The 19,937-nt window shown below is 67.0% G+C and carries 18 protein-coding genes; 6 read left to right on the forward strand and 12 right to left on the reverse strand.

Annotation, left to right across the window (positions count from 1 at the left end):
• Nucleotides 1–7: 7 nt before the first annotated feature.
• From AC5P74_RS16200 to lpxH, 3 genes are all read left to right on the forward strand, one after another.
• Nucleotides 8–1,153: a glycosyltransferase family 4 protein gene (locus tag AC5P74_RS16200; protein ID WP_070489309.1), complete on the forward strand. Its 1,146-nt coding sequence runs from the start codon at nt 8–10 to the stop codon at nt 1,151–1,153.
• The gene (locus tag AC5P74_RS16205) at nt 1,134–1,673 is read left to right on the forward strand and encodes a phosphatase PAP2 family protein (RefSeq protein WP_065185789.1); all 540 of its coding nucleotides are present in this window, start codon (nt 1,134–1,136) and stop codon (nt 1,671–1,673) included. The genes AC5P74_RS16200 and AC5P74_RS16205 overlap by 20 nt, the downstream gene beginning before the upstream one ends.
• A gap of 93 nt (nt 1,674–1,766) precedes the next feature.
• On the forward strand, nt 1,767–2,513 hold the full coding sequence (gene lpxH / locus AC5P74_RS16210; protein WP_005415454.1) for a UDP-2,3-diacylglucosamine diphosphatase: 747 nt from the start codon (nt 1,767–1,769) through the stop codon (nt 2,511–2,513).
• A gap of 87 nt (nt 2,514–2,600) precedes the next feature.
• Here lpxH and AC5P74_RS16215 read toward each other — a convergent pair whose 3' ends face one another.
• Nucleotides 2,601–3,854 carry a M12 family metallo-peptidase gene (locus AC5P74_RS16215; RefSeq protein WP_053500129.1) on the reverse strand — a complete coding sequence of 418 codons (1,254 nt, stop codon included), beginning with the start codon at nt 3,852–3,854 and terminating at the stop codon, nt 2,601–2,603.
• Nucleotides 3,855–4,079: 225 nt separating this feature from the next.
• Here AC5P74_RS16215 and AC5P74_RS16220 point away from each other — a divergent pair, with 225 nt between their 5' ends.
• Nucleotides 4,080–5,537: a T6SS phospholipase effector Tle1-like catalytic domain-containing protein gene (locus AC5P74_RS16220; RefSeq protein ID WP_329841354.1), complete on the forward strand. Its 1,458-nt coding sequence runs from the start codon at nt 4,080–4,082 to the stop codon at nt 5,535–5,537.
• A 66-nt stretch (nt 5,538–5,603) separates the two neighbouring features.
• On the opposite strand, the gene AC5P74_RS16225 is transcribed toward AC5P74_RS16220, so the two are convergent.
• The 7 genes from AC5P74_RS16225 to AC5P74_RS16255 form a co-directional block, all read right to left on the reverse strand.
• Complete coding sequence (locus AC5P74_RS16225; protein ID WP_065185786.1) at nt 5,604–6,428, reverse strand: ferritin-like domain-containing protein; 825 nt, start codon at nt 6,426–6,428, stop codon at nt 5,604–5,606.
• A gap of 9 nt (nt 6,429–6,437) precedes the next feature.
• Entirely contained in the window at nt 6,438–7,904 is a 1,467-nt protein-coding gene (purF, locus tag AC5P74_RS16230) for an amidophosphoribosyltransferase (RefSeq protein WP_049414284.1), read from the reverse strand.
• A gap of 30 nt (nt 7,905–7,934) precedes the next feature.
• Nucleotides 7,935–8,714, reverse strand: coding sequence for a CvpA family protein (locus AC5P74_RS16235; protein WP_005415448.1), 780 nt, complete (start codon nt 8,712–8,714; stop codon nt 7,935–7,937).
• A gap of 46 nt (nt 8,715–8,760) precedes the next feature.
• Nucleotides 8,761–9,804, reverse strand: coding sequence for an SPOR domain-containing protein (locus AC5P74_RS16240; RefSeq protein ID WP_069138935.1), 1,044 nt, complete (start codon nt 9,802–9,804; stop codon nt 8,761–8,763).
• Nucleotides 9,805–9,884: 80 nt separating this feature from the next.
• Nucleotides 9,885–11,156, reverse strand: a complete 1,272-nt coding sequence (gene folC / locus AC5P74_RS16245; protein ID WP_070490517.1) for a bifunctional tetrahydrofolate synthase/dihydrofolate synthase — start codon at nt 11,154–11,156, stop codon at nt 9,885–9,887.
• A gap of 41 nt (nt 11,157–11,197) precedes the next feature.
• Complete coding sequence (locus tag AC5P74_RS16250) at nt 11,198–11,842, reverse strand: histidine phosphatase family protein (RefSeq protein WP_005415444.1); 645 nt, start codon at nt 11,840–11,842, stop codon at nt 11,198–11,200.
• A 200-nt stretch (nt 11,843–12,042) separates the two neighbouring features.
• Nucleotides 12,043–14,205 carry a S46 family peptidase gene (locus AC5P74_RS16255; protein ID WP_053500141.1) on the reverse strand — a complete coding sequence of 721 codons (2,163 nt, stop codon included), beginning with the start codon at nt 14,203–14,205 and terminating at the stop codon, nt 12,043–12,045.
• 513 nt (nt 14,206–14,718) lie between these two features.
• On the opposite strand from AC5P74_RS16255, the gene tdh reads away from it, so the two are divergent.
• Entirely contained in the window at nt 14,719–15,741 is a 1,023-nt protein-coding gene (gene tdh, locus AC5P74_RS16260) for an L-threonine 3-dehydrogenase (protein ID WP_005415442.1), read from the forward strand.
• 125 nt (nt 15,742–15,866) lie between these two features.
• Here the strand turns inward: tdh and AC5P74_RS16265 are convergent, their stop codons facing one another.
• Nucleotides 15,867–16,562 (reverse strand): TorF family putative porin, encoded by a 696-nt coding sequence (locus tag AC5P74_RS16265; RefSeq protein ID WP_171957858.1) that lies wholly within the window; start codon nt 16,560–16,562, stop codon nt 15,867–15,869.
• Nucleotides 16,563–16,767: 205 nt separating this feature from the next.
• On the opposite strand from AC5P74_RS16265, the gene kbl reads away from it, so the two are divergent.
• Nucleotides 16,768–17,976 (forward strand): glycine C-acetyltransferase, encoded by a 1,209-nt coding sequence (gene kbl / locus AC5P74_RS16270; protein ID WP_005415440.1) that lies wholly within the window; start codon nt 16,768–16,770, stop codon nt 17,974–17,976.
• 83 nt (nt 17,977–18,059) lie between these two features.
• Here kbl and AC5P74_RS16275 read toward each other — a convergent pair whose 3' ends face one another.
• From AC5P74_RS16275 to AC5P74_RS16285, 3 genes are all read right to left on the reverse strand, one after another.
• Nucleotides 18,060–18,395 carry a hypothetical protein gene (locus tag AC5P74_RS16275; RefSeq protein WP_053501208.1) on the reverse strand — a complete coding sequence of 112 codons (336 nt, stop codon included), beginning with the start codon at nt 18,393–18,395 and terminating at the stop codon, nt 18,060–18,062.
• Nucleotides 18,396–18,479: 84 nt separating this feature from the next.
• A complete protein-coding gene (locus AC5P74_RS16280) occupies nt 18,480–19,286 on the reverse strand; it encodes a pseudouridine synthase (protein WP_495204988.1) in 807 nt (268 codons plus the stop codon).
• A 20-nt stretch (nt 19,287–19,306) separates the two neighbouring features.
• Nucleotides 19,307–19,813: a hypothetical protein gene (locus AC5P74_RS16285; protein ID WP_005408235.1), complete on the reverse strand. Its 507-nt coding sequence runs from the start codon at nt 19,811–19,813 to the stop codon at nt 19,307–19,309.
• Between the last annotated feature and the right edge of the window lie 124 nt (nt 19,814–19,937).

Here is a 19,937-nt window from a genome sequence, read left to right on the forward strand (position 1 = left end):
GCCCGCCATGCGCTATGCCATCGTCACCGAGACCTATCCGCCGGAAGTCAACGGCGTCGCCCTCACCGTACAGGGCCTGGAGCAGGGTCTGCGTGCAGCCGGACACGAGATCGACCTCGTCCGCCCCCGCCAGTCCACCGAAGCGCTGGATTCGGCACCCGGCACCTTGCTGGTTCCCGGCGCTGCCCTGCCCCGCTACCCCGGCCTGCGCTTCGGCCTGCCAGCCCCGATCCGGCTGGGCCGCCATTGGCAGAATCAGCGTCCGGATGCGGTCTACATCGCCACAGAAGGTCCACTCGGCTGGTCGGCACTGCGTACCGCACGTCGCCTCGGCATTCCGGTCGCCAGCGGCTTCCACACCCGCTTCGACGAGTACCTGCCCGACTATGGCGTGGCATGGCTGCAGGCCGCGGCCATGCGCTGGATGCGCCGCTTCCACAACCAGGCGGACGCTACCCTGGTGCCGACCCGCGAACTGCAGCAGTTCCTCGGCGAACAGGGCTTCGAACGCGTGCGCCTGCTGGCCCGCGCGGTGGACAGCCAGCAGTTCGATCCAGGCCGGCGCGACCCTGCACTGCGCGAGGAATGGGGCGTGGATGGCAACGGCCTGGTGGCGATCTATGTCGGCCGCATTGCTGCCGAGAAGAACCTCGGCCTGGCGGTGAAGGCATTCCGCCGCCTGCAGCAGATCCGGCCCAAGGCACGCTTTGTATGGGTGGGTGACGGCCCGGCCCGCGAGAAGCTGGCACATGAAAATCCCGATTTCATCTTCTGTGGCATCCAGCGCGGCGATGCGCTGGCCCGCCACTTCGCCAGCGGCGATCTGTTCCTGTTCCCCAGCCGCAGCGAGACATTCGGTAACGTGACTCTGGAAAGCATGGCCAGCGGTGTGGCCACCGTGGCCTTCGACTACGGCGCCGCGCGTGAGTACCTGCGCAACGGCGAGAACGGCGCAGCGGTGGACAGCGACGAGCAGTTCATCGAGGCCGCCGTGCAACTGGCCGCCGATGACGCGCAACGCCACGAACTGGGCGGCAATGCCGCACGCGCGATGAAGCGATTGCATCCACAGCAGGTGGTGGCCGAGTTCGATGCGTTGCTGGCCGAGCTTGCGCAGTCGCGGAGGAGCGGCCATGCGCACCACGCCGCTTGAACTGCTGGCAGGGCGCGAGGCACGCTTGTGCCGGCGGGCGAACCACTACTGCCGGCGCCGCCGCGTGCGCCGCCTGTTTTCGGCCATCAGCCGTCTCGGCGATGGCGTGTTCTGGTATGTGCTGATGGCTGCGCTGGTGGTGCTGGATGGCTTCGATGGCCTGCGCGCCTCGGTGCACATGGCCGCCACCGGCCTGGCCGCATTGCTGCTGTACAAGGGCCTCAAGCGCTGGACGCGGCGCCCGCGGCCTTACGCGGCCGATCTTCGCATCCGCGCCTGGGTGGCACCGCTGGACGAATTCAGCTTCCCCTCCGGGCACACCCTGCACGCAGTGTCGTTCACCATCGTCGCACTGGCCTACTACCCCTGGCTGGCACCCTTGCTGGTGCCGTTCACCCTCGGCGTCGCACTGTCGCGGGTGGTGCTGGGCCTGCACTATCCTTCCGACGTGCTCGCCGCCACGGGCATCGCCGTCCTGCTGGCTTCGGCCAGCCTGACCTGGCTGCCGCTGCCGGTGTAGCCCCGGGGTCAGATCCTTTTCCTTCGGAAAAGAGATCTGACCCCCACAATACCGGCGGCGCTACCATCATCATTGATGGCCTAGAATGCAGGCATGACCACGTTGTTCATATCCGACCTGCACCTGGACCCCAGCCGTCCGGAGATCACCGACCTGTTCCTGCGCTTCCTGCGCGAGCAGGCGCCCGGCGCCGATGCGCTGTACATCCTCGGCGACCTGTTCGAGGCCTGGATCGGCGACGACACGCCCTCCCCGGCTGCCGATGCGGTGGCCGATGCGTTGAAGGTGCTGTCCGACAGCGGCGTGCCCGTGTACTTCATCCGCGGCAACCGCGATTTCCTGCTTGGCGAGGACTATGCGCGCCGTGCCGGCCTGCGCATCCTGCCCGACCCGTGCGTGATCGAGCTGTACGGCCGCCCGGTGCTGCTGCAGCATGGTGACCTGCTGTGCACCGATGACATCCCCTACCAGCAGTTCCGTGCGCAGACCCGCGACCCGGTGTTCCAGGCGCAGTTCCTGTCGCAGCCGCTGGCCGCACGCATCGCCTTCGCGCAGAAGGCGCGCGAGGCGAGCCAGGCCCGCCAGTCGGAAATGAAGCAGGGCGATCGCGCGCAGTTCGAGACCGTCACCGACGTGGCCCCGTCCGAAGTCGATGCTACCTTCGTACGCCACGGCGTGGACACCATGATCCACGGTCACACGCACCGTCCGGCCATCCACGCACTGCAGGCCGGTGGACGCGATTGCATCCGTATCGTGCTGGGTGACTGGTACGAACAGGGCTCGGTGCTGCGCGTGGATGCCAGCGGCTGGTCGCTGGATACGCTCGCCCGCGATTGATGGATTGCAGGATGCCAACCAGGGTTGGCATCTACCCGAGCCGGTGAACGCGCCCGGGTAGACGCCGACCCTGGCCGGCGCCTGGCCTCAGCGGAATGCCGCGATGGTGGCCTTGGTGTTGACCAGCACGCGCTGGTTGTCTGCGGTGCTGGCATTGCCCATCGGGATGCCGTTGTAGCTGATGTTCGGGTTGGACCAGTAGTTCAGGCGCGGGCAACTGCGGGTGCAGTTGTAGGCCATGATCGTGCGCCAGCCGGTGCCGCTGGACGGCTCATAGCGGTAGCCGTGGCCATAGGCGTAGGGCGATGTGCTCGGGTCGGTGGCGATGTCATGCCGCGCGCTCTGCAGGTGGCCGATCTCATGCGCGAACGAGTAGTAGCCGGTCGCGCAATCCCAGTACACCGCCGCGAACGCCGTAGACGCGGTCGAGCCGATGCCCGAGGCCAGGCCACAGTAGGCGGTGTTGTTGATCAGCAGCACGCCGACGTCGGCCGCCGTGTTGTTGCGGCTGGTGTGGATGCTGTCCATGTAGCCATCACTGGTGCCACGGAAGCGTGCCAGGTCGGTGTCGAAGCTGCCCGACTCGGTGTAGCTGGTGGTCTCGTAACCGGCCAGCTGCATGGTGATGCCGACGTTGCTGTTGACGTAGCCCTGGTTGGATTCGGCCACCGCCAGCTGCACCAGCGACTGCATGTTGCCGCCATAGGCGGCGACGGCGGCATTGGTCGCTACCACCAGCACACGGATGGTCGCCGGCGTACCGGACGATGCCTGCGCGATGCCGATGCGATCGTTGTTGCCCATCGGGATCTTCGGCAGCTGGTTGTAGTCGGCCGGATGGTCGGCCGGCATCCGCGATTCATCCACTTCCACCAGCACGTGGCGGTTGCCCAACGGGCGCAGGCGATACAGCTTTCCATCCTTGCGGATCGAGCCGGTGACGGTGTCGCCCGAGCGCACCAGGATCAGCGAATTGCCGGGGTCGTCCTGGCCGTTGGAGGTGGCCGCGGTCAGTTTGTCCGAGGGCGAACGGAACTGGCCGTACCAGATGCTGCCGCCATCGGGCAGTGCTTCGACCTTGCTGCGCACCGCCTGCACCCGCCGGCCGAGCAGTTCGAATTCCAGCTGCGGTTGTGCAGTAGCTGCTGCATCGACACGCACTTCCTGTACCGTCGCCGTGGACGGGGTGGCCAGCAGCTTGCCCAGTGCGGGCTCGCTGTTTGCCGATGCGCGGCTGATGACCGTCACCGGCTCGAACAACGGTGCCGCATGCGCGGCCGCTGCCACCGACAAACCCAACACCAGGCCACCTGCCGCTTTGCCAATCGATCTGGACAACATTGCGTCGCTCCTTGAATGATGTGAACAGCGTTGATGCAGCACGACCCGGTGTGCCGGGTCTGACCATATGGCCTGCGCGGGGCGTGTGAATTCAATAGGCGAGAGAAGTGAAAATCAGGATTTGTGATCGACCGCATCTGGATTAAGTAAGGTCAAAAGCGTTGCTACACGTCGCGAATACGCCGCTTTCGCGCTACCGTGACGCAGCCACGACGGGGAATGCACATGGCACCATCGCAGGACACGGACGAAGATGTCGGCTTGCTGCGGATCGGGCTGTTCTTCGATGGCACCCGCAACAACGCACACAACCTGGCCCGTGGCAGGCCCCAGCTGCCGCAGCCGCGCCCGGCGCAGCTGCGTGCGGATGACGATTCGACCTACCAGAGCCGGTTGACCAGCAGCTACGACAATGGCCTGACCAACATCGCCCGCCTGCAGCAGCTGTACCCGGACAGCCGCAGCGGGACATCGGCGCCCCCGTCCCTGTCGATCTACGTGGAAGGTGTCGGTACCCGCGATGACGCCGACGACGACCTGATCGGACTGGCGTTCGGCATTGGCGCCAGCGGTGTGCGCGCCAAAGTGCAGCGTGCGCTGCAGGTGCTGCTGCCGGCGGCACTGGGTGCACTTGCTGCACGCTGGCAGCGACCACTGCGTGGCGTGCAGCTGGATCTGTTCGGCTTTTCACGGGGCGCGGCCGCCGCGCGCGATGTGGCCAACCAGTTGCAGGCCTGGGATCGCACCCGCTGGCGGCAGCTGTTGCAGGCCGCTGGCCTGTCCTGCACAACGGACTTCGCCCCGGCCGATCCGCCGCTGCGCTTCATCGGCCTGTTCGACACGGTGGTTGCGGTCAGCGGTGGCCGCACCGACGAACAACCTCACCTCGCGCTGCATGCAGGCGTTGCCAGGCAGGTGCTGCAACTGAGCGCGCGTGACGAGCATCGCCAGCACTATCCATTGACCAGCGTGGCGCCAGCGTTCACCGAGATCGCACTGCCCGGCGTGCACGCCAACATCGGCGGCGGCTACAACCAGCTCGAAGAAGGGCCCAAGCTGCTCAGTCGCCCGCGCCGGCAGCTGCTGCGCCGCCCGAGCGTGGCCGAGTACCAGACGCCACCGCTGGCGATCCTGCAGGCGACCACGGCCTACGCCGAGGCACAGGCCGACGCCGAGCGCTGGCGGCAGCAGCTGGGCCTGGACGAAAAGGAAGTCTGGGTGGATGTCTGGCACCAGTGGCAGCAACAGCGTCGCGCCGGCAGCCGCAGCGTACTGCTGTCACCGGTGCTGTACGTGACGGCGGCCGTGGTATTGCGCCGGCGCATCGACTGGCGCTACCAGCTGATCGCGCTTCAGGTGATGCAGCAGCATGCCATTGATGCCGGCGTGCGATGGACGGCCAATGCCAACGCAGTCCCCGGCTGGGAGCTGCCGTCCGCCCTGCAACCCATCGCACGACGACTGGTGGCCGGACAGCCACTGACGCAAACCCAGGAGGCGCTGTTGCGGCGGCGTTACCTGATGCAGTCGGCGCACTGGAACTTCGACGCGCTGGGCGACACCGCACTGACCTACGCCGCCGATGCCGGCGTCAGCGAGCTGCCGTACCGGCCGGGCCCGGGCCTGTTCTACATCAACCGTCCAACGGTGGATGGCAAGCGCGTGGTTCTGCCGAACGCATGAAAAAAAGGGACGGAGGGAATTAAGTCGTTTTGGCACAAACGACTTAATTCCCTCCGTCCCCTTTTTTCAAACGGCCTGCTCGACCAGGTTGGCGAGTTCGTCCGCATCGAATCCAGCCAGCAGGCGCGCTTCCATGTTGAACGGCCCATGCAGGTAGCCGCCGGCGTACTCCACCAGCAGCTCCTTGAAACGCGCGCGCGGCTCGACACCGGCGCGGTCGCAGTACCAGCGATACCAGCGCGAACCGGCGGCAACATGCGCCACTTCCTCGCGCAGGATCACCTCCAGCACATCGGCGGTTTCGCCATCACCGACATTGCGCAGCTTCTCGATCATGCCCGGGGTGACGTCCAGGCCACGCGCTTCCAGCACGCGCGGCACCAGCGCCATGCGCGCCAGGCCGTCATGCGCGGTCTTTTCGCACATTTCCCACAGACCGTTGTGTGCGGGGAAATCAGCATAGTCGTGGCCATGCACCTGCAGGCGCTCGTGCAGCAGCATGAAATGCCGCGATTCGTCATCGGCACAGCTGACCCAATCAGCATGGAACGCCGACGGCAGGCCCCGGAACCGGTACACCGCGTCCCAGGCCAGGTCGATCGCGTTGAGCTCGATATGGGCGATGGCGTGGATGAAGGCAGCCCGCCCTTCCACGCCGCCCAGTCCACGCCGTGGTACCTCGCGCGGATGCACCAGCACCAGTCGTCCCGGACGACCCGGCATGCAGATCGGATCCGGCGGCGGCGCATCCGCGGCCACCTTCAGGCGACCGGCACGGAACGCGGCCGCATACGCCTGGGTCAATGCGACCTTGCGCAGCGGATCGGCTTCAGCCAGGCACTGCTGCGCAGCGCGCAGCAGGTCGCCACCAACGTCGGGCACATCCACCACGCCTGATCCTCAGGCGCGGCGCTTGTGCTTGGCATCGTCCGAACGCAACTGCTGGATGCGCTCGAAGTAGCCCGGCTCGATACCGGTCGGGTAGTGGCCGTTGAAGCAGGACGAATCGAAGCTGCGCAGCGCCGGGTTGCCTTCGCTCACCGCCGCTTCCATGTCTTCCAGGTCCTGGTAGATCAGCCAGTCGCAGCCCAGGTGGGCCTCGATCTCTTCCACCGTGCGGTTGTGCGCGACCAGCTCTTCGGCCGCCGGCATGTCGATGCCGTAGATGTTCGGGTAGCGCACCGGCGGCGCGGCGCTGGCCAGGTAGACCTTGCGCGCGCCGGCATCACGGGCCATCTGCACGATCTGCTGGCTGGTGGTGCCACGCACGATCGAATCGTCCACCAGCAGCACCACGCGGTTGCGGAACTCCAGGTGGATCGGGTTGAGCTTGCGGCGCACCGACTTCACGCGTTCCCCCTGCCCCGGCATGATGAAGGTGCGGCCGATGTAGCGGTTCTTGATGAAGCCTTCGCGGTACTTCACCCCGAGCACATTGGAGATCTCCAGCGCGGCATCGCGCGAGGTATCCGGGATCGGGATGATGGTGTCGATGTCGTGGTCCGGGCGCAGGCGCAGGATCTTCTCGCCCAGCTTGATGCCCATGCGCATGCGTGCCTTGTGCACCGAGACGTTGTCGATCATCGAATCCGGTCGCGCGAAGTACACGTATTCGAAGATGCACGGGGTGTGCTCGGCCGGCTCGGCGCAGATTTCCGAGAACAGCTCGCCGCGCGCGGTGATCACCAGCGCTTCGCCCGGCTGCACGTCACGCACGCGCTGGAAACCCAGTACGTCCAGTGCGGCCGACTCGGACGCCACGATGTACTCGTCGCCTTCTGCGTGGCTGCGCTTGCCCAGCACCAGCGGGCGGATGCCATGCGGGTCGCGGAAGGCCACCAGGCCCAGGCCCAGCACCACGCTGACCACTGCATAGCCGCCCTTGCAGCGGCGATGCACGCCGGCCACCGCGCGGATCGCGGCTTCCGGGCTGAGCTGGCGCTGCTGCTCCAGTTCGTAGGCAAACACGTTCAACAGCACTTCGCTGTCCGAATCGGTGTTGACGTTGCGCCGGTCCTGTTCGAACACCTGCTGGCGCAGCGCCTCGGTGTTGATCAGGTTGCCGTTGTGGGCCAGCGCGATGCCGTAAGGCGAATTCACGTAGAACGGCTGTGCCTCGTCCATGCCTTCCGAACCTGCCGTCGGATAGCGCACGTGCGCGATGCCGACGCTGCCTTCCAGCGTGGACATGGTGCGGGCGTCGAACACATCGCGGACCAGGCCGGTGGCCTTCTGCACCCGCAGGCGGCTGCCATTGGCGGTGGCGATACCTGCCGCGTCCTGGCCGCGATGCTGGAGAACGGTCAAGCCGTCATACAACTGCCCGGCGACGTTCTGGTTGCCGACGATTCCGACGATGCCACACATGGTGCGAGGTCTCCGCTGGGCTGTGCCCAGTTACAAGGAAGGTGGCCGTACCTGGCCGCGGTGGTCGCCGCGCCTGCGGTCGACATTGGCCGGATCGTCCGGCTCGATACTGTCCGGCAGTGCTGGGGCGTCCGGGCGCACTTCGGCCGGATCGTATGCATCGCCCTGTTCCGCTTTCGCGGGCCGCAGCCATCCGCCGCCCGCCACTACCTGGTTGAGGATGCCATTATCGCCTGCCGCGCCCGGCTTTCCCAACCCGGCGCCTGCGTTCTTCCCCAATTCCATCAATGCAGATGGGGACAGCATGTCGGTCGGCAAGGCCTTGGGCAGCATGTCGGCGCCGGGTACCTGCCAGTGCGGCAGCTTCCCGTTCATCCAGGCCACGGCCGGATTCAGCACCGGGCGAACCGCCGAGCGCTTCCAGGAGGGCTCGGCGGTCAGCGGGGTGAAGCCGGCCAGCAGCACCAGGATCGCCGCGATCAGGCCACCGCGCACGGCCCCCAGTACACCGCCCAGCAACCGGTCCAGGCTGGTCAGCATGCTGCGGTGGATCATCGCCTTGATGACCATGCCGATCACCGCGACCACGATCATCACGCCAATACCCACGCCCAGGTAGCCGCCGACGAAATGTTCGCCGCCAGGTGCCGCGGGTGCCGCCCACCAGCGCGCGGCATCGTTGCCGAAGGCGAAGGCCGCCCACGCGGCCAGCAGCCACGACAACGTGCCGATGACGATTCCCACGAAGCCACGCAGCATCCCGAGCAGGGTCGAGGCAGCGATCACGATCAGCAGCACCACGTCGATCATGGCGCCCCGCTCCTTCGGCGGCGCTGGCAACGGGCCTGCACGTCGGTCATGGGTGCGGTCGGACCATGCCGGCGACGCCAACCTTGGCGGCGACCTGCGCCTTCAGCTGTTCGGCGTCAGCCCGGTTGGCCACCGGTCCGACACGGACGCGATGCAGGGTGCCCTTTTCGGTACGCACCTGCTCGACGAAGGCGCTGAAGCCGGCAGCACGGACCTTGTCACGCAGCGCATTGGCATCGCTGGCCTGGCCGAACGCGCCCAGCTGCACGGCGAAGCCGACGCCGCTGGCCGCCGGTGCAGCCGGCGTGGCCGGTGCCGTCGCCGGCTTGCTGGCGGTGGCCTCCGGCTTCGGCTCGGGCTTCGGGGTTTCGGGCTTCGGCGCCGGCTTCGGCGGCTCGGGCTTGGCCGCCGGAGTGGCCGTCGCAGTCGGCGTACTCGGCGGCAGGCTTTCGCTGCGCACCGGGTTGCTGCTGGCGGACGGCGAGGTGGCTGCGGACGGGGTACTGGCGCTTGGCGTAGCCGGTGCCGGGGTAGCTGCCACCGGGGCGCTGCTGCCCGTTGCGGCATCCAGAGTGATCACTTCGGCCTTCACATCGGCGCGGATCTTCACCGCCTGCAGCCGGGCCGCCTCGGCCTGTGCACGGTCGGCATACGGCCCCACGCGCACACGCCATGCCTGACGGCCGTTGATGGTAGTCGCTTCTGCGAAGCCCGGCAGCTGCGAGCGCTGCAGGTAGGCGATCACGGCATCGGCGTCGGCCTTGCTGCCGTATGCGCCGAAAGTGACGGCGTAGTTGCCGGCGGCAACCGCCGGGGACGTGTCCACGGTCGGCGGCGTGGCCGGCGTGGCGGCCTCCTGCAGCGGCTTGGCCTGCCCGGTCTGCAGGCCGGTAGCCCCACCGGCCGGGGCCACCAGCGGCAGTTCACGGGTTTCGAACTGGCCATCGGCCGGTGCATCCGGCGCGGCGATCGGCACCGAGGCCACGCCGCTGTCCGGTGCAGGCCCCTTGACCAGCATCGGCAGGAAAATCACGGCCAGTGCAACCAGCACGATGGCACCAATCAGACGCTGTTTCAGAGGCGTATCCACGTGAGGCGGCAACTGTCCGGAGGTTGCGGTCGATTATACGGGTGCCGGACCGGACGGCGTCGGGATTGGCTGAACGTGGCTCAGGCGCTGCCCTGCAACCACTGCAACGCGGCGGCAGCGGTATGGAAGGAGCCAAACACCAGTACGCGGTCACCGCGCTCGGCCCGGGCCAGTACCTGCGCCAGCGCCTGTTCGACCGAAGCGGCCAGCTGCGCGCTGCCAGCAGCGGTCTCGGCCAGGCGCGCCTGCAACTGGGCGGCACTCTGGCCACGCGGGCCGTCCAGGCCGGCAAGGGTCCACTCGCCAACCACGCCCTGCAATGCCTGCACCACACCCGCCGCGTCCTTGTCCTGCAATGCGGCATACACCGCCAAGGTGCGCCCGGCCGACGCCTCGGCCTTCAGCGCGCGCGCCAGCTGGCCCGCCGCCTGCGGGTTGTGCCCGACGTCGACGCGGATCTGCACACCGCCACGCTCGAACGCCTGCAGGCGGCCCGGAATGCGCGCCGCCGCGATACCGGCGGCCCACGCCGCGCGCGGCACCGGCTTGTCCAGCGCGCGCAGCGCGGCGATGGCCGCACCGGCATTGGCCAGCTGGATCGGGCCGGCCAGCGCCGGGGTCGGCAGCTCCATGCGCAGGCCGACATCGCGCCAGCGCCAGCGCTGGGCGTCGATCGGCTCGTAGAAGTAATCACTGCCGCCGCGGATCGCGTTGGCACCGACCAGGTAGGCACGCGCGAGCACGCTCGAGGGCGGGTCGGTCTCGCCCAGGATCACCGGCTTCCAGCCGCGGATGATGCCGGCCTTCTCGGTGCCGATCGCCTCGCGGTCCTCGCCCAGCCATTCGGCGTGGTCGATGTCCACGGTGGTGATCACCGCCACGTCGGCATCGACGATGTTGACCGCATCCAGGCGGCCGCCCAGGCCCACTTCCAGCACCGCCAGGTCCAGCCCGGCGTCGGCGAACAGCTGCAGCGCAGCCAGCGTGCCGTACTCGAAATAGGTCAGCGTGGTCTCGCCACGCGCGGCCTCGACCGCACTGAACGCAGCGACCAGCGCGGCATCGTCCACGTCCTGGCCGTCGATGCGCACGCGCTCGTTGTAGCGCAGCAGGTGCGGCGAGGTGTACGCGCCGACCTTCCAGCCGGCGGCACGTGCAATGGCTTCGATGAAGGCCACGGTGGAGCCCTTGCCGTTGGTGCCACCGACCACGATGGTGCGCTTGGCCGGCGCCCCCAGGCCCATCGCCGTGGCCACGGCGCGCACGCGCTCCAGGCCCATGTCGATGCTCGCCGGATGCTGGCGTTCAATGTAGTCCAGCCAGTCGGCCAGGGTGGTCGGGGTGTTCGTCACGGCAGCGGTTCCAGCAGAAGCAGTTGGTGCGAGGGGATCGATCAGAGTGCGCGGTGCTTGGCTTCGCCGAAGAACGGCGTGTGGTGGGCGCAGTCGTTCAGGCGCACCACTTCCAGGCTGTCAAGGTCTGCGCCTTCGAGCAGGTTGAGCGTGGTCGGTGCCTGGCGGAAGGTCCACAGGCGGGAGATCGGCAGGCCCAGCACCTTGCACAGGATCACGCGGTTCACCGCGTCATGGGCAACCACCAGCAGGGTGTCGTGCTCGCCGAGGCCGTCGGTGGCGCGGGCCAGGCCGCGCCAGCTGCGCTCCAGCACCAGGCGCAGCGATTCGCCGCCGGGCATCAGCACGGTATCCGGCTCCTCGCGCCAGGCCTGCAGGCGCGACGGATCCTTCTCGTGGATCTCGCTGGCCAGCAGCCCTTCCCATTCGCCGTGGGCGATTTCCTGCAGTTCCGGCTCGGTCAGCAGCATGTCGGCACGGGCGGCGCCAAGCGCCAGCTGCGCGGTGCGCTGCGCGCGCGACAGCGGCGAGGCGACGGCACGGGTGATGTCGACCGAGGCCAGGCGGGCACCCAGTGCCTGGGCCTGGGCTTCGCCGATCGGCGACAGCGGGATGTCGATCTGGCCCTGATAGCGGCCTTCGGCGTTCCACGGCGTTTCACCGTGGCGGGCAAGCAGGATGCGCATGCGTGCAAGGGGTCCTGGGGGGAGGAGGTTCCCGCGTTTCGTTCACATCCTGTGAAGTGCGCGGAACACGGATGATACCTGTTCGGCGCGCCGGGTCGGGGCGGGCATGAAAAAACCCCGCGACGTGGGTCGCGGGGTTTCGGAATTCCCGGCCATCGGGTCGGGTTTGCCGGCCAGCGGCCGGCACTACCGCAACCGGTTTATTTCGCCAGGTTCAGTTCCTTCAGCAGCTGCGGCGCCGGCGCCACTTCCTGCATGATCCACTGCATGTAGCGGCTGTCGACGGCGATCATGCGGGTCATCACCGGGTCGAACACCCAGTTGGAGCTGACCGATTCCCAGTTGCCATCGAATGCCAGGCCGACCAGCTTGCCGTTGGCGTCCAGCACCGGCGAACCCGAATTGCCGCCGGTGATGTCCAGGTTGGACAGGAAGTTCACCGGCACCGAACCGATGCGCTTGTCTTCCAGGCCGCCATAACGCTTGGCCTTGACCGCATCGAGCAGCGCCTTCGGCGAATCGAACGGATCTTCACCGGTTTCCTTCGCCGCCACGCCTTCCAGGGTGGTGAACGGGGTGTACTTCACGCCGTCCTTGCCGTAGCCCATGACGTTGCCGAAGGTGATGCGCAGCGACAGGTTGGCGTCCGGGTAGACGAACTCGCCCTGGCTCTTCTTGTAGTCGGCCACGGCCTGCAGGTACAGCGGACGCGCGGTCAGCGATTCACCTTCGCGGATCTTCTTCTGCTCTTCCTGCTTCAGCAGTGCCGGCATGACAGCCACGGCGTACTGGATGGCCGGATCGCTGCTGGCTTCGAATGCGGCACGGTCGGCCTTGAACCATTTCAGGCGTGCGTCCAGGCTGCCGAGCTCGGTGCCCGACAGCTTGCCCACCAGCGCCTTGACTGCGTTGGCATCGCTACCGGCCAGCCACTTGTTCAGCACTTCATTGTCGCGCTGCGCGGCCGGCAGGGCCACGTACTGCTCCAGCCAGTAGGCCTGCAGCTGCTGGTCCATCTTCGCCACATAGCGGCGGTCCATCTGCTTGAGGCCACCTTCGATGGTGGTCAGGTCGCGTTCCTGGTAACCGGCTTCGCGCTCGGCATCCGGCTTGCTGCGCTCGATCGACAGGCGGTACAGGGTGATTGCCGCACCAACGGCCGAGGTGTTGTTGAACTGGCCGACGAACAGGTCGCGCTCGCGGGTCGCCTTGCTGGTATCCAGGTGCTTGACCAGCTGCGCGTGCGCCGCCAGGGCCGGCTTGCCGGCGGCACCCTGCTTCTTCAGCCAGGCCAGCACGGCAGCTTCTTCAGCCTGCTTCTGGCCGGCGGCGTCGATGCGCTTGAAGCCTTCCAGCTGGCCCAGGTAGTTCTTGGCCACGTTGTTCATGCTGGCGGCGGTGGCGGCGTACTTCACCTTGACGTCGGCGTCGGCCTTGCCGGCGTCGGCGATCATCTTCAGCACGGCGTTGTAGTGCTTGGCGATGGTCGGGTAGGTGAAGCTGGCGGTTTCGTTGAACTCACCGGCCAGCGCGTAGCGGTTGGTGCGGCCCGGGTAGCCGGCAACCATCACGAAGTCGTCGGCGCCCAGCGGCTGGTCGGCGAACTTCAGGAAGTGCTTGGGCTGGTACGGCACGTTGTCGGCGGCGAAGGCGGCCGGCTTGCCGTCCTTGCCGACGTAGGCGCGGTAGAACGAGAAATCGCCGGTGTGGCGCGGCCACATCCAGTTGTCGACGTCGCCGCCGAACTTGCCGACGCTGCCCGGGGGCGCGTAGACCAGGCGCACGTCCTTGATTTCCATGTTGCGGAACAGGCGATAGGTGTTGCCGCCGGAGAAGCTGTACAGGCGGCAGCGGAAGCCGGCATCGGCTTCACAGGCGGCAACCTGGGCCTTGTCGAAGGCGTCCAGCGCGCGACTGCGGGCCAGCGGGTCGTTGCCGGCGGCGGCGATGGCGGCCTTGGCCTGGGCGGTGACGTCGGTGATCTGGTCGAGCACGAACACGCGGGCGTTCGGGCCGGCGCTCAGTTCGTCCTTCAGGGTCGGCGCGTTGAAGCCGTCCTTGATCAGGTTCTTCTGCGCGGTCGAATTCAGCTGGATGGCGCCATACGCGCAGTGGTGGTTGGTGACCACCAGGCCCTGCGGCGAGACGAAGCTGGCAGTGCAGCCCCCCAGCGCAACCACCGCACCCATCGGGTCACCGGTCAGGTCGGCCAGCTGCTCCGGGGACAGCTTCAGGCCGGCCTTCTGCAGCGGCCCGGCAATTTCCGGCAGCTGCTGCGGCACCCACATGCCTTCTGCGGCGTGGGCGACCTGGACCAGCCCAAGGCTGGCGACGATGGAGAATGCAAGCAGGTTCGAGCGCATGGAGCGGCCCCTGGTAGTGGAACCCTCGATTGTAGCCCGCCGCCCTGCCCCGGCCCGAACCCCGGAAGTCATGCAATCAGGTGCGCCCACCGTTCAGCGTCTCCATTGCGATCGGTCAGAGACGAGAGGCCAGGCCGATGCAGGACACGCCGTAAACCCCGCTCCGCGGCCCGGCCCAGCCGCTGGCGGCTGTGCGTTCGGGCGCTTGCGAAGCAGTGCTTCGCAAGCAAAGCGCCCTCACCCATGGGGGCTCGGTCGCGCCATCCATGGCGCTCACGGTCCTGCATCGGCCTTGCCTCTCGCCTCCCCACAGTCCCTTGGCCTCGGACGGTAGCGCCGGGCCATGCCCGGCGAGCGAAGCGGCGCCGCTGTTCGCAGTACGTTCGAAACGCCCGCCGGCGCACGCCTTTCGTTCCGCCACTGCACCCGCAGCGCAACATGGGAAATCCGCGCGGCACCCTATAATCCGCGCTTTCCCCCCTGATGAGTTCCACCCCGATGGCGCAGCAAACGATGAAGGCCCTGGTCAAGCGCGAAGCAGCCAAGGGCATCTGGATGGAAGAGGTTCCGGTGCCGACTCCGGGCCCCAACCAGGTGTTGATCAAGCTCGAGAAGACCGCGATCTGCGGTACCGACCTGCACATCTACCTGTGGGACGAGTGGAGCCAGCGCACGATCAAGCCGGGCCTGACCATCGGCCATGAATTTGTCGGCCGCATTGCCGAAATCGGCCCGGGCGTGACCGGCTACGAGATCGGCCAGCGCGTCTCGGCCGAAGGCCACATCGTCTGCGGCCACTGCCGCAACTGCCGCGGCGGCCGCCCGCACCTGTGCCCGAACACCGTCGGCATCGGCGTCAACGTCAATGGCGCCTTTGCCGAATACATGGTGATGCCGGCCAGCAACCTGTGGCCGATCCCGGACCAGATCCCGTCGGAGCTGGCCGCGTTCTTCGACCCGTACGGCAACGCAGCGCACTGCGCACTGGAATTCGACGTGATCGGTGAGGACGTGCTGATCACCGGCGCGGGCCCGATCGGCATCATCGCTGCCGGCATCTGCAAGCACATCGGTGCGCGCAACGTGGTGGTGACCGACGTCAACGACTTCCGCCTGAAGCTGGCCGCCGACATGGGCGCCACCCGGGTGGTCAACGTCGCCAACCAGTCGCTGAAGGACGTGATGAAGGAACTGCACATGGAGGGCTTCGATGTGGGCCTGGAAATGAGCGGCAACCCTCGTGCGTTCAACGACATGCTCGACTGCATGTACCACGGTGGCAAGATCGCCATGCTGGGCATCATGCCCAAGGGTGCCGGCTGCGACTGGGACAAGATCATCTTCAAGGGCCTGACCGTGCAGGGCATCTACGGCCGCAAGATGTACGAGACCTGGTACAAGATGACCCAGCTGGTGCTGTCCGGCTTCCCGCTCGGCAAGGTGATGACCCACCAGCTGCCGATCGACGACTTCCAGAAGGGTTTCGACCTGATGGAAGAAGGCAAGGCCGGCAAGGTGGTATTGAGCTGGAATTGACCAACGCCGCACGCGATGGGTGGGTGCCGAGCTTGCTCGGCACACCTTGAAATTGAAAAAGGCGCCCGATGGGCGCCTTTTTCGCAAAGCGTGCCAGGCAAGCCTGGCACCTACCGAAGCACGGGTTATTGGCCGATCGCCACGGTCAGCAGCACGCGGCTGTGTGCCAGCTTGCCCGAGTTGTCACGGCCATTGCCGTCGGTACCGTAGTAGCCCAGGCCGACGTTGAACAGGCCGAACTGGCGGCTGACGCCGACGTTCCAGTCGGTGTAGTCCTTGGCCAGGCCCTTCTCGAAGCTGCTGCGGCCGACATTGGCGTTGAGGGTGAAGTCACGCGGCAGGCCCCACTGGCCGCCGACACCGTAGTACCAACCGTCGGTGCCGCTGTTCCACTGGTCATTGGTGTAGGCCACGGTCAGCTTGTAGGTCTCATCCAGCGTGGTGGTGGTCACCAGCTCGTTGTAGTTCTGGTTGCTGGCACCGATGTAGGTATAGCGGTTCAGCAGCACATCGAAGTTGACGCGCGGGGTGACGTCCACGCCGTAACCGATCTGGTAGTCGACCTCGGTGTTCGGGTCGCCCGGACCAAAGTCCACGCCCGACCCCCAGACACCGGCATACAGGCCTACCGGCGAGGTGTAGGTGAAACCGGCCTGCAGGGTCGGCTTTTCGTCGGTCTGCGAGACACCACGGAACAGGTAGTCCGACACAGCGGTGACGTTCCAGCTGTACGGCGATTCGTTTTCCTGGGCACTGGCGGCGAACGGGGCAGCCAGGGTCAAGGCAGCGGCAATGGCGAGGCAGGCACGGGCGTGCTTCATGAGCGTCTCCGGTGGGGGCGGTGGCGTGGAAGGCCGAGGGCGGGCGTATCGGCCGGAACGGGACAGCTCCGGTTCACGAATTTTTAACCACTTTGCTATTGCGATGCAACATGTGCCGGCCGTGGCGATGCCCCGCCCGGGCCGGTCGGCACGCGGCGATGCCCGGTAGAATCAGCGGTTTCCCGTTCAGAGCCGTGCCCACGCCATGACCGACGCCTCCTCCGCCCTGACCCGCCACTACGCCGAGGAACTGGACGCCATCCGCGCCCAGGGCCTGTTCAAGTCCGAGCGGATCATCACCAGCCCGCAGTCGGCCGAGATCACCCTCGACGACGGCCGCAAGGTGCTGAATTTCTGTGCCAACAACTACCTGGGACTGGCCGACCATCCGGACCTGATCCAGGCCGCCAAGGACGCACTCGATACCCACGGCTTCGGCATGGCCTCGGTGCGCTTCATCTGCGGCACGCAGGACCTGCACAAGCAGCTGGAAAAGCAGATCGCCGACTTCTTCGGCAAGCAGGACACCATCCTGTACGCGGCCTGCTTCGACGCCAACGGCGGCCTGTTCGAGCCGCTGCTTGGCGAGAACGACGCGATCATTTCCGATGCACTGAACCATGCTTCGATCATCGACGGCGTGCGCCTGTGCAAGGCCAAGCGCTTCCGCTACGCCAACTGTGACATGGCCGATCTGGAAGCCCAGCTGCAGGCCGCCGATGCCGCCGGCTGCAAGACCAAGCTGATCACCACCGACGGCGTTTTCTCGATGGATGGCTTCATCGCGCCGCTGGACGAGATCACCGCGCTGGCAAAGAAGTACAACGCCCTGGTGCACATCGACGAATGCCACGCCACCGGCTTCCTTGGCGCCACCGGCCGCGGCTCGGCCGAAGTGAAGGGGGTGCTGGAGAAGATCGACATCATCACCGGCACTCTGGGCAAGGCCATGGGCGGCGCACTGGGCGGCTTCACCTGCGCCAGCGCCGAGGTGATCGAACTGCTGCGCCAGCGCTCGCGCCCGTACCTGTTCTCCAACTCGCTGCCGCCGCACGTGGTGGCCGCCGGCATCAAGGCGTTCGAAATGCTGGCTGCCGCTGACGACCTGCGCAGCACCCTGGCCGAGAACACCGCCTACTTCCGCGAGAAGATGACCGCCGCCGGTTTCGACGTGAAGCCGGGCGTGCATCCGATCAGCCCGGTGATGCTGTATGACGCACCGTTGGCGCAGAAGTTCGCCGAGCGCCTGCTGGAAGAAGGCATCTACGCGATCGGCTTCTTCTTCCCGGTGGTGCCCAAGGGCCAGGCCCGCATCCGTACCCAGATCAGCGCCGCGCACAGCCGCGAGCACCTGGACCGGGCGATTGATGCGTTCACCCGCATCGGTGTCGAACTGGGCGTGGTCAAGGGATGATCCCAGCGGTCAAAGCGTGCCGACCAAGGTCGGCACCTACCGCAGCTTGATGGCGTGCCGACCGAGGTCGGCACCCACTGGCGTCACTTCTTTTTCTTCTTGCCCTTCGGCTCTTCCTTGCTGGCCACCACTACCGGCTTGGCGGCAGCGTCCTGGCCATTGCCCTTGGCAACGCGGATTCCGTTGGCCTTCATCCAGGCATCGAACTCATCGGCGGTCATCTTCTTGTCGCCGTTGCTCATCAGGAAGCGGTAACTGCCGCGACCATCCAGCTCCGGGGTCTTCACTTCCACCACCGGGGTCTCGGCAGGCGTTTCCGCCTTGGCCACCTTCTTGTGGCCGCCGCAGGCGGCCAGCAGCACCATCGGCAGCAGCAGGCCTGCACAGCGCAGGGTTTGATTGAGGGTCAGGTGGTACATGGCAGGCTCCGTTCGGGAATGTCGACAGCCAGGCGCCCCCTACGCCTGGAACGGCGGCCGGCAACTGCCGGCCACGGGCGATGATCAGCCCGGTGCAGCGGCCCCCAGCCGCTGCTGGTCGCTGACCTGCAGAACCCGCCACTGGCCCTTGCCGAGATCGCCGAGCACCAGCCCACCGATCGCGACCCGGACCAGGCGCAGCACCTGCAGGTCGAAGGCCGCCAACAGGCGGCGGATATGGCGGTTGCGGCCCTCGTCGAGGACCACCTCCAGCCATGCGGTCTTGTCGCCACTGCGCAGTACGCGCACGGCACGGGCGGCGAGGAGCTCGCCCGCGTCTTCGACACCGGCGCGCAGCGCGGCCAGGGTGTCCTCATCGGGCAGACGATCCACCTGCACGTGATAGGTCTTCTGCGGGCCGGTATCCGGATCGGTCAGGTGCGCCGCCCACTGCGGATCATTGCTGAACAACAGCAAGCCTTCGCTGGCCTTGTCCAGGCGCCCGACCGGCGCGATCCACGGCAGGCCGGCACCATCGAAGCAGCGATACACGGTGTCGCGACCACGCTCGTCCTGCGCCGTGGTGACCACCCCGCGCGGCTTGTTGAGCATCAGGTACAGGCGCTGCGGCGCCCCCATCGGCTGGCCGTCGACCTCGATCGGCGGGGGCGGACTGGCAATCGGGAATTCGGGATCACGGACGATGCGGCCGGACACGCGCACGCGGCCCTCGGCAATCCAGCGCGCGGCCTCGCTGCGCGAGCACACACCCGCCTTGGACAGCACCCGCGCCAGGCCATGGCGCACGCCACTGGAGACATTCGGAGTCGCACGCCCACGCGATGCGCGGGAGCGGGCGGCGGGGGCGGCAGGTGGGCGGCGCGTGCGCAAGCCTCTGCTCCCCGCGGCGCTTACTTCTTGTCGACCGGCTTGGTCTCAGCCGGTGCTTCGGCCGGGGCCGGAGTGGCGGCCGGAGCCGGACGCGCCTTGACCACGCGAACGCCGCGCGCCTTCATCCAGGCGTCGAACTCTTCGGCGGTCATGCGCTTGCCGTTCTGGCTCATGTCGAAGCGCCAGGGCGTGTTGTCGAATTCGGTCTGCGGCTTGTAGGCCGCCGGATCGTTCGGCTTCACCGCCGGTGCGCTCGGAATGGCCTTGGCGATGTTCTGGCAGCCGTCGATGCGCAGGCGCTGCAGCACCTGGTCCAGCGACTGCGACGGATCGTAGTTGCTGCTCAGCACACCGGCCGGCATGCCCAGCTGGTTGCCACGGATGTACAGCTCGTCGGCCACTGGCGCGATGGTCGTGGCCGGCAACGGCAGCGGCGAGGCGCTGGTGTTGACCGAGCAATCGACCGCAGCGTGGGCGGCGGGAACCAGGGCCAGCGCCAGGACGGCGGCCGATGCAGAGCGCAGCATGAGGGGCATCCACGGAAGGAAGTGACGCGGCGAGTTTAGCAATGCCGCGTCAGCTTTCAAGCGCCACTTTCAATGAATACGACAACTTATTGGTTTTACGGAGAAAAGACCGACGAACGGTTGC

The organism is Stenotrophomonas sp. YJH_SMC_94-11, from assembly GCF_059370435.1.

Bases quoted from the DNA above. Each gene is read 5' to 3' on its own strand.
- AC5P74_RS16205 (WP_065185789.1), top strand. From the start codon at position 1,134: ATGCGCACCACGCCGCTTGAACTGCTGGCAGGGCGCGAGGCACGCTTG.
- AC5P74_RS16235 (WP_005415448.1), bottom strand. From the start codon at position 8,714: ATGATCGACGTGGTGCTGCTGATCGTGATCGCTGCCTCGACCCTGCTC.
- AC5P74_RS16285 (WP_005408235.1), bottom strand. From the start codon at position 19,813: ATGCTGCGCTCTGCATCGGCCGCCGTCCTGGCGCTGGCCCTGGTTCCC.
- AC5P74_RS16220 (WP_329841354.1), top strand. From the start codon at position 4,080: ATGGCACCATCGCAGGACACGGACGAAGATGTCGGCTTGCTGCGGATC.
- AC5P74_RS16255 (WP_053500141.1), bottom strand. From the start codon at position 14,205: ATGCGCTCGAACCTGCTTGCATTCTCCATCGTCGCCAGCCTTGGGCTG.
- lpxH (WP_005415454.1), top strand. From the start codon at position 1,767: ATGACCACGTTGTTCATATCCGACCTGCACCTGGACCCCAGCCGTCCG.
- AC5P74_RS16275 (WP_053501208.1), bottom strand. From the start codon at position 18,395: ATGTACCACCTGACCCTCAATCAAACCCTGCGCTGTGCAGGCCTGCTG.
- AC5P74_RS16215 (WP_053500129.1), bottom strand. From the start codon at position 3,854: ATGTTGTCCAGATCGATTGGCAAAGCGGCAGGTGGCCTGGTGTTGGGT.
- AC5P74_RS16200 (WP_070489309.1), top strand. From the start codon at position 8: ATGCGCTATGCCATCGTCACCGAGACCTATCCGCCGGAAGTCAACGGC.
- kbl (WP_005415440.1), top strand. From the start codon at position 16,768: ATGACCGACGCCTCCTCCGCCCTGACCCGCCACTACGCCGAGGAACTG.
- purF (WP_049414284.1), bottom strand. From the start codon at position 7,904: ATGTGTGGCATCGTCGGAATCGTCGGCAACCAGAACGTCGCCGGGCAG.
- tdh (WP_005415442.1), top strand. From the start codon at position 14,719: ATGAAGGCCCTGGTCAAGCGCGAAGCAGCCAAGGGCATCTGGATGGAA.
- AC5P74_RS16250 (WP_005415444.1), bottom strand. From the start codon at position 11,842: ATGCGCATCCTGCTTGCCCGCCACGGTGAAACGCCGTGGAACGCCGAA.
- AC5P74_RS16265 (WP_171957858.1), bottom strand. From the start codon at position 16,562: ATGAAGCACGCCCGTGCCTGCCTCGCCATTGCCGCTGCCTTGACCCTG.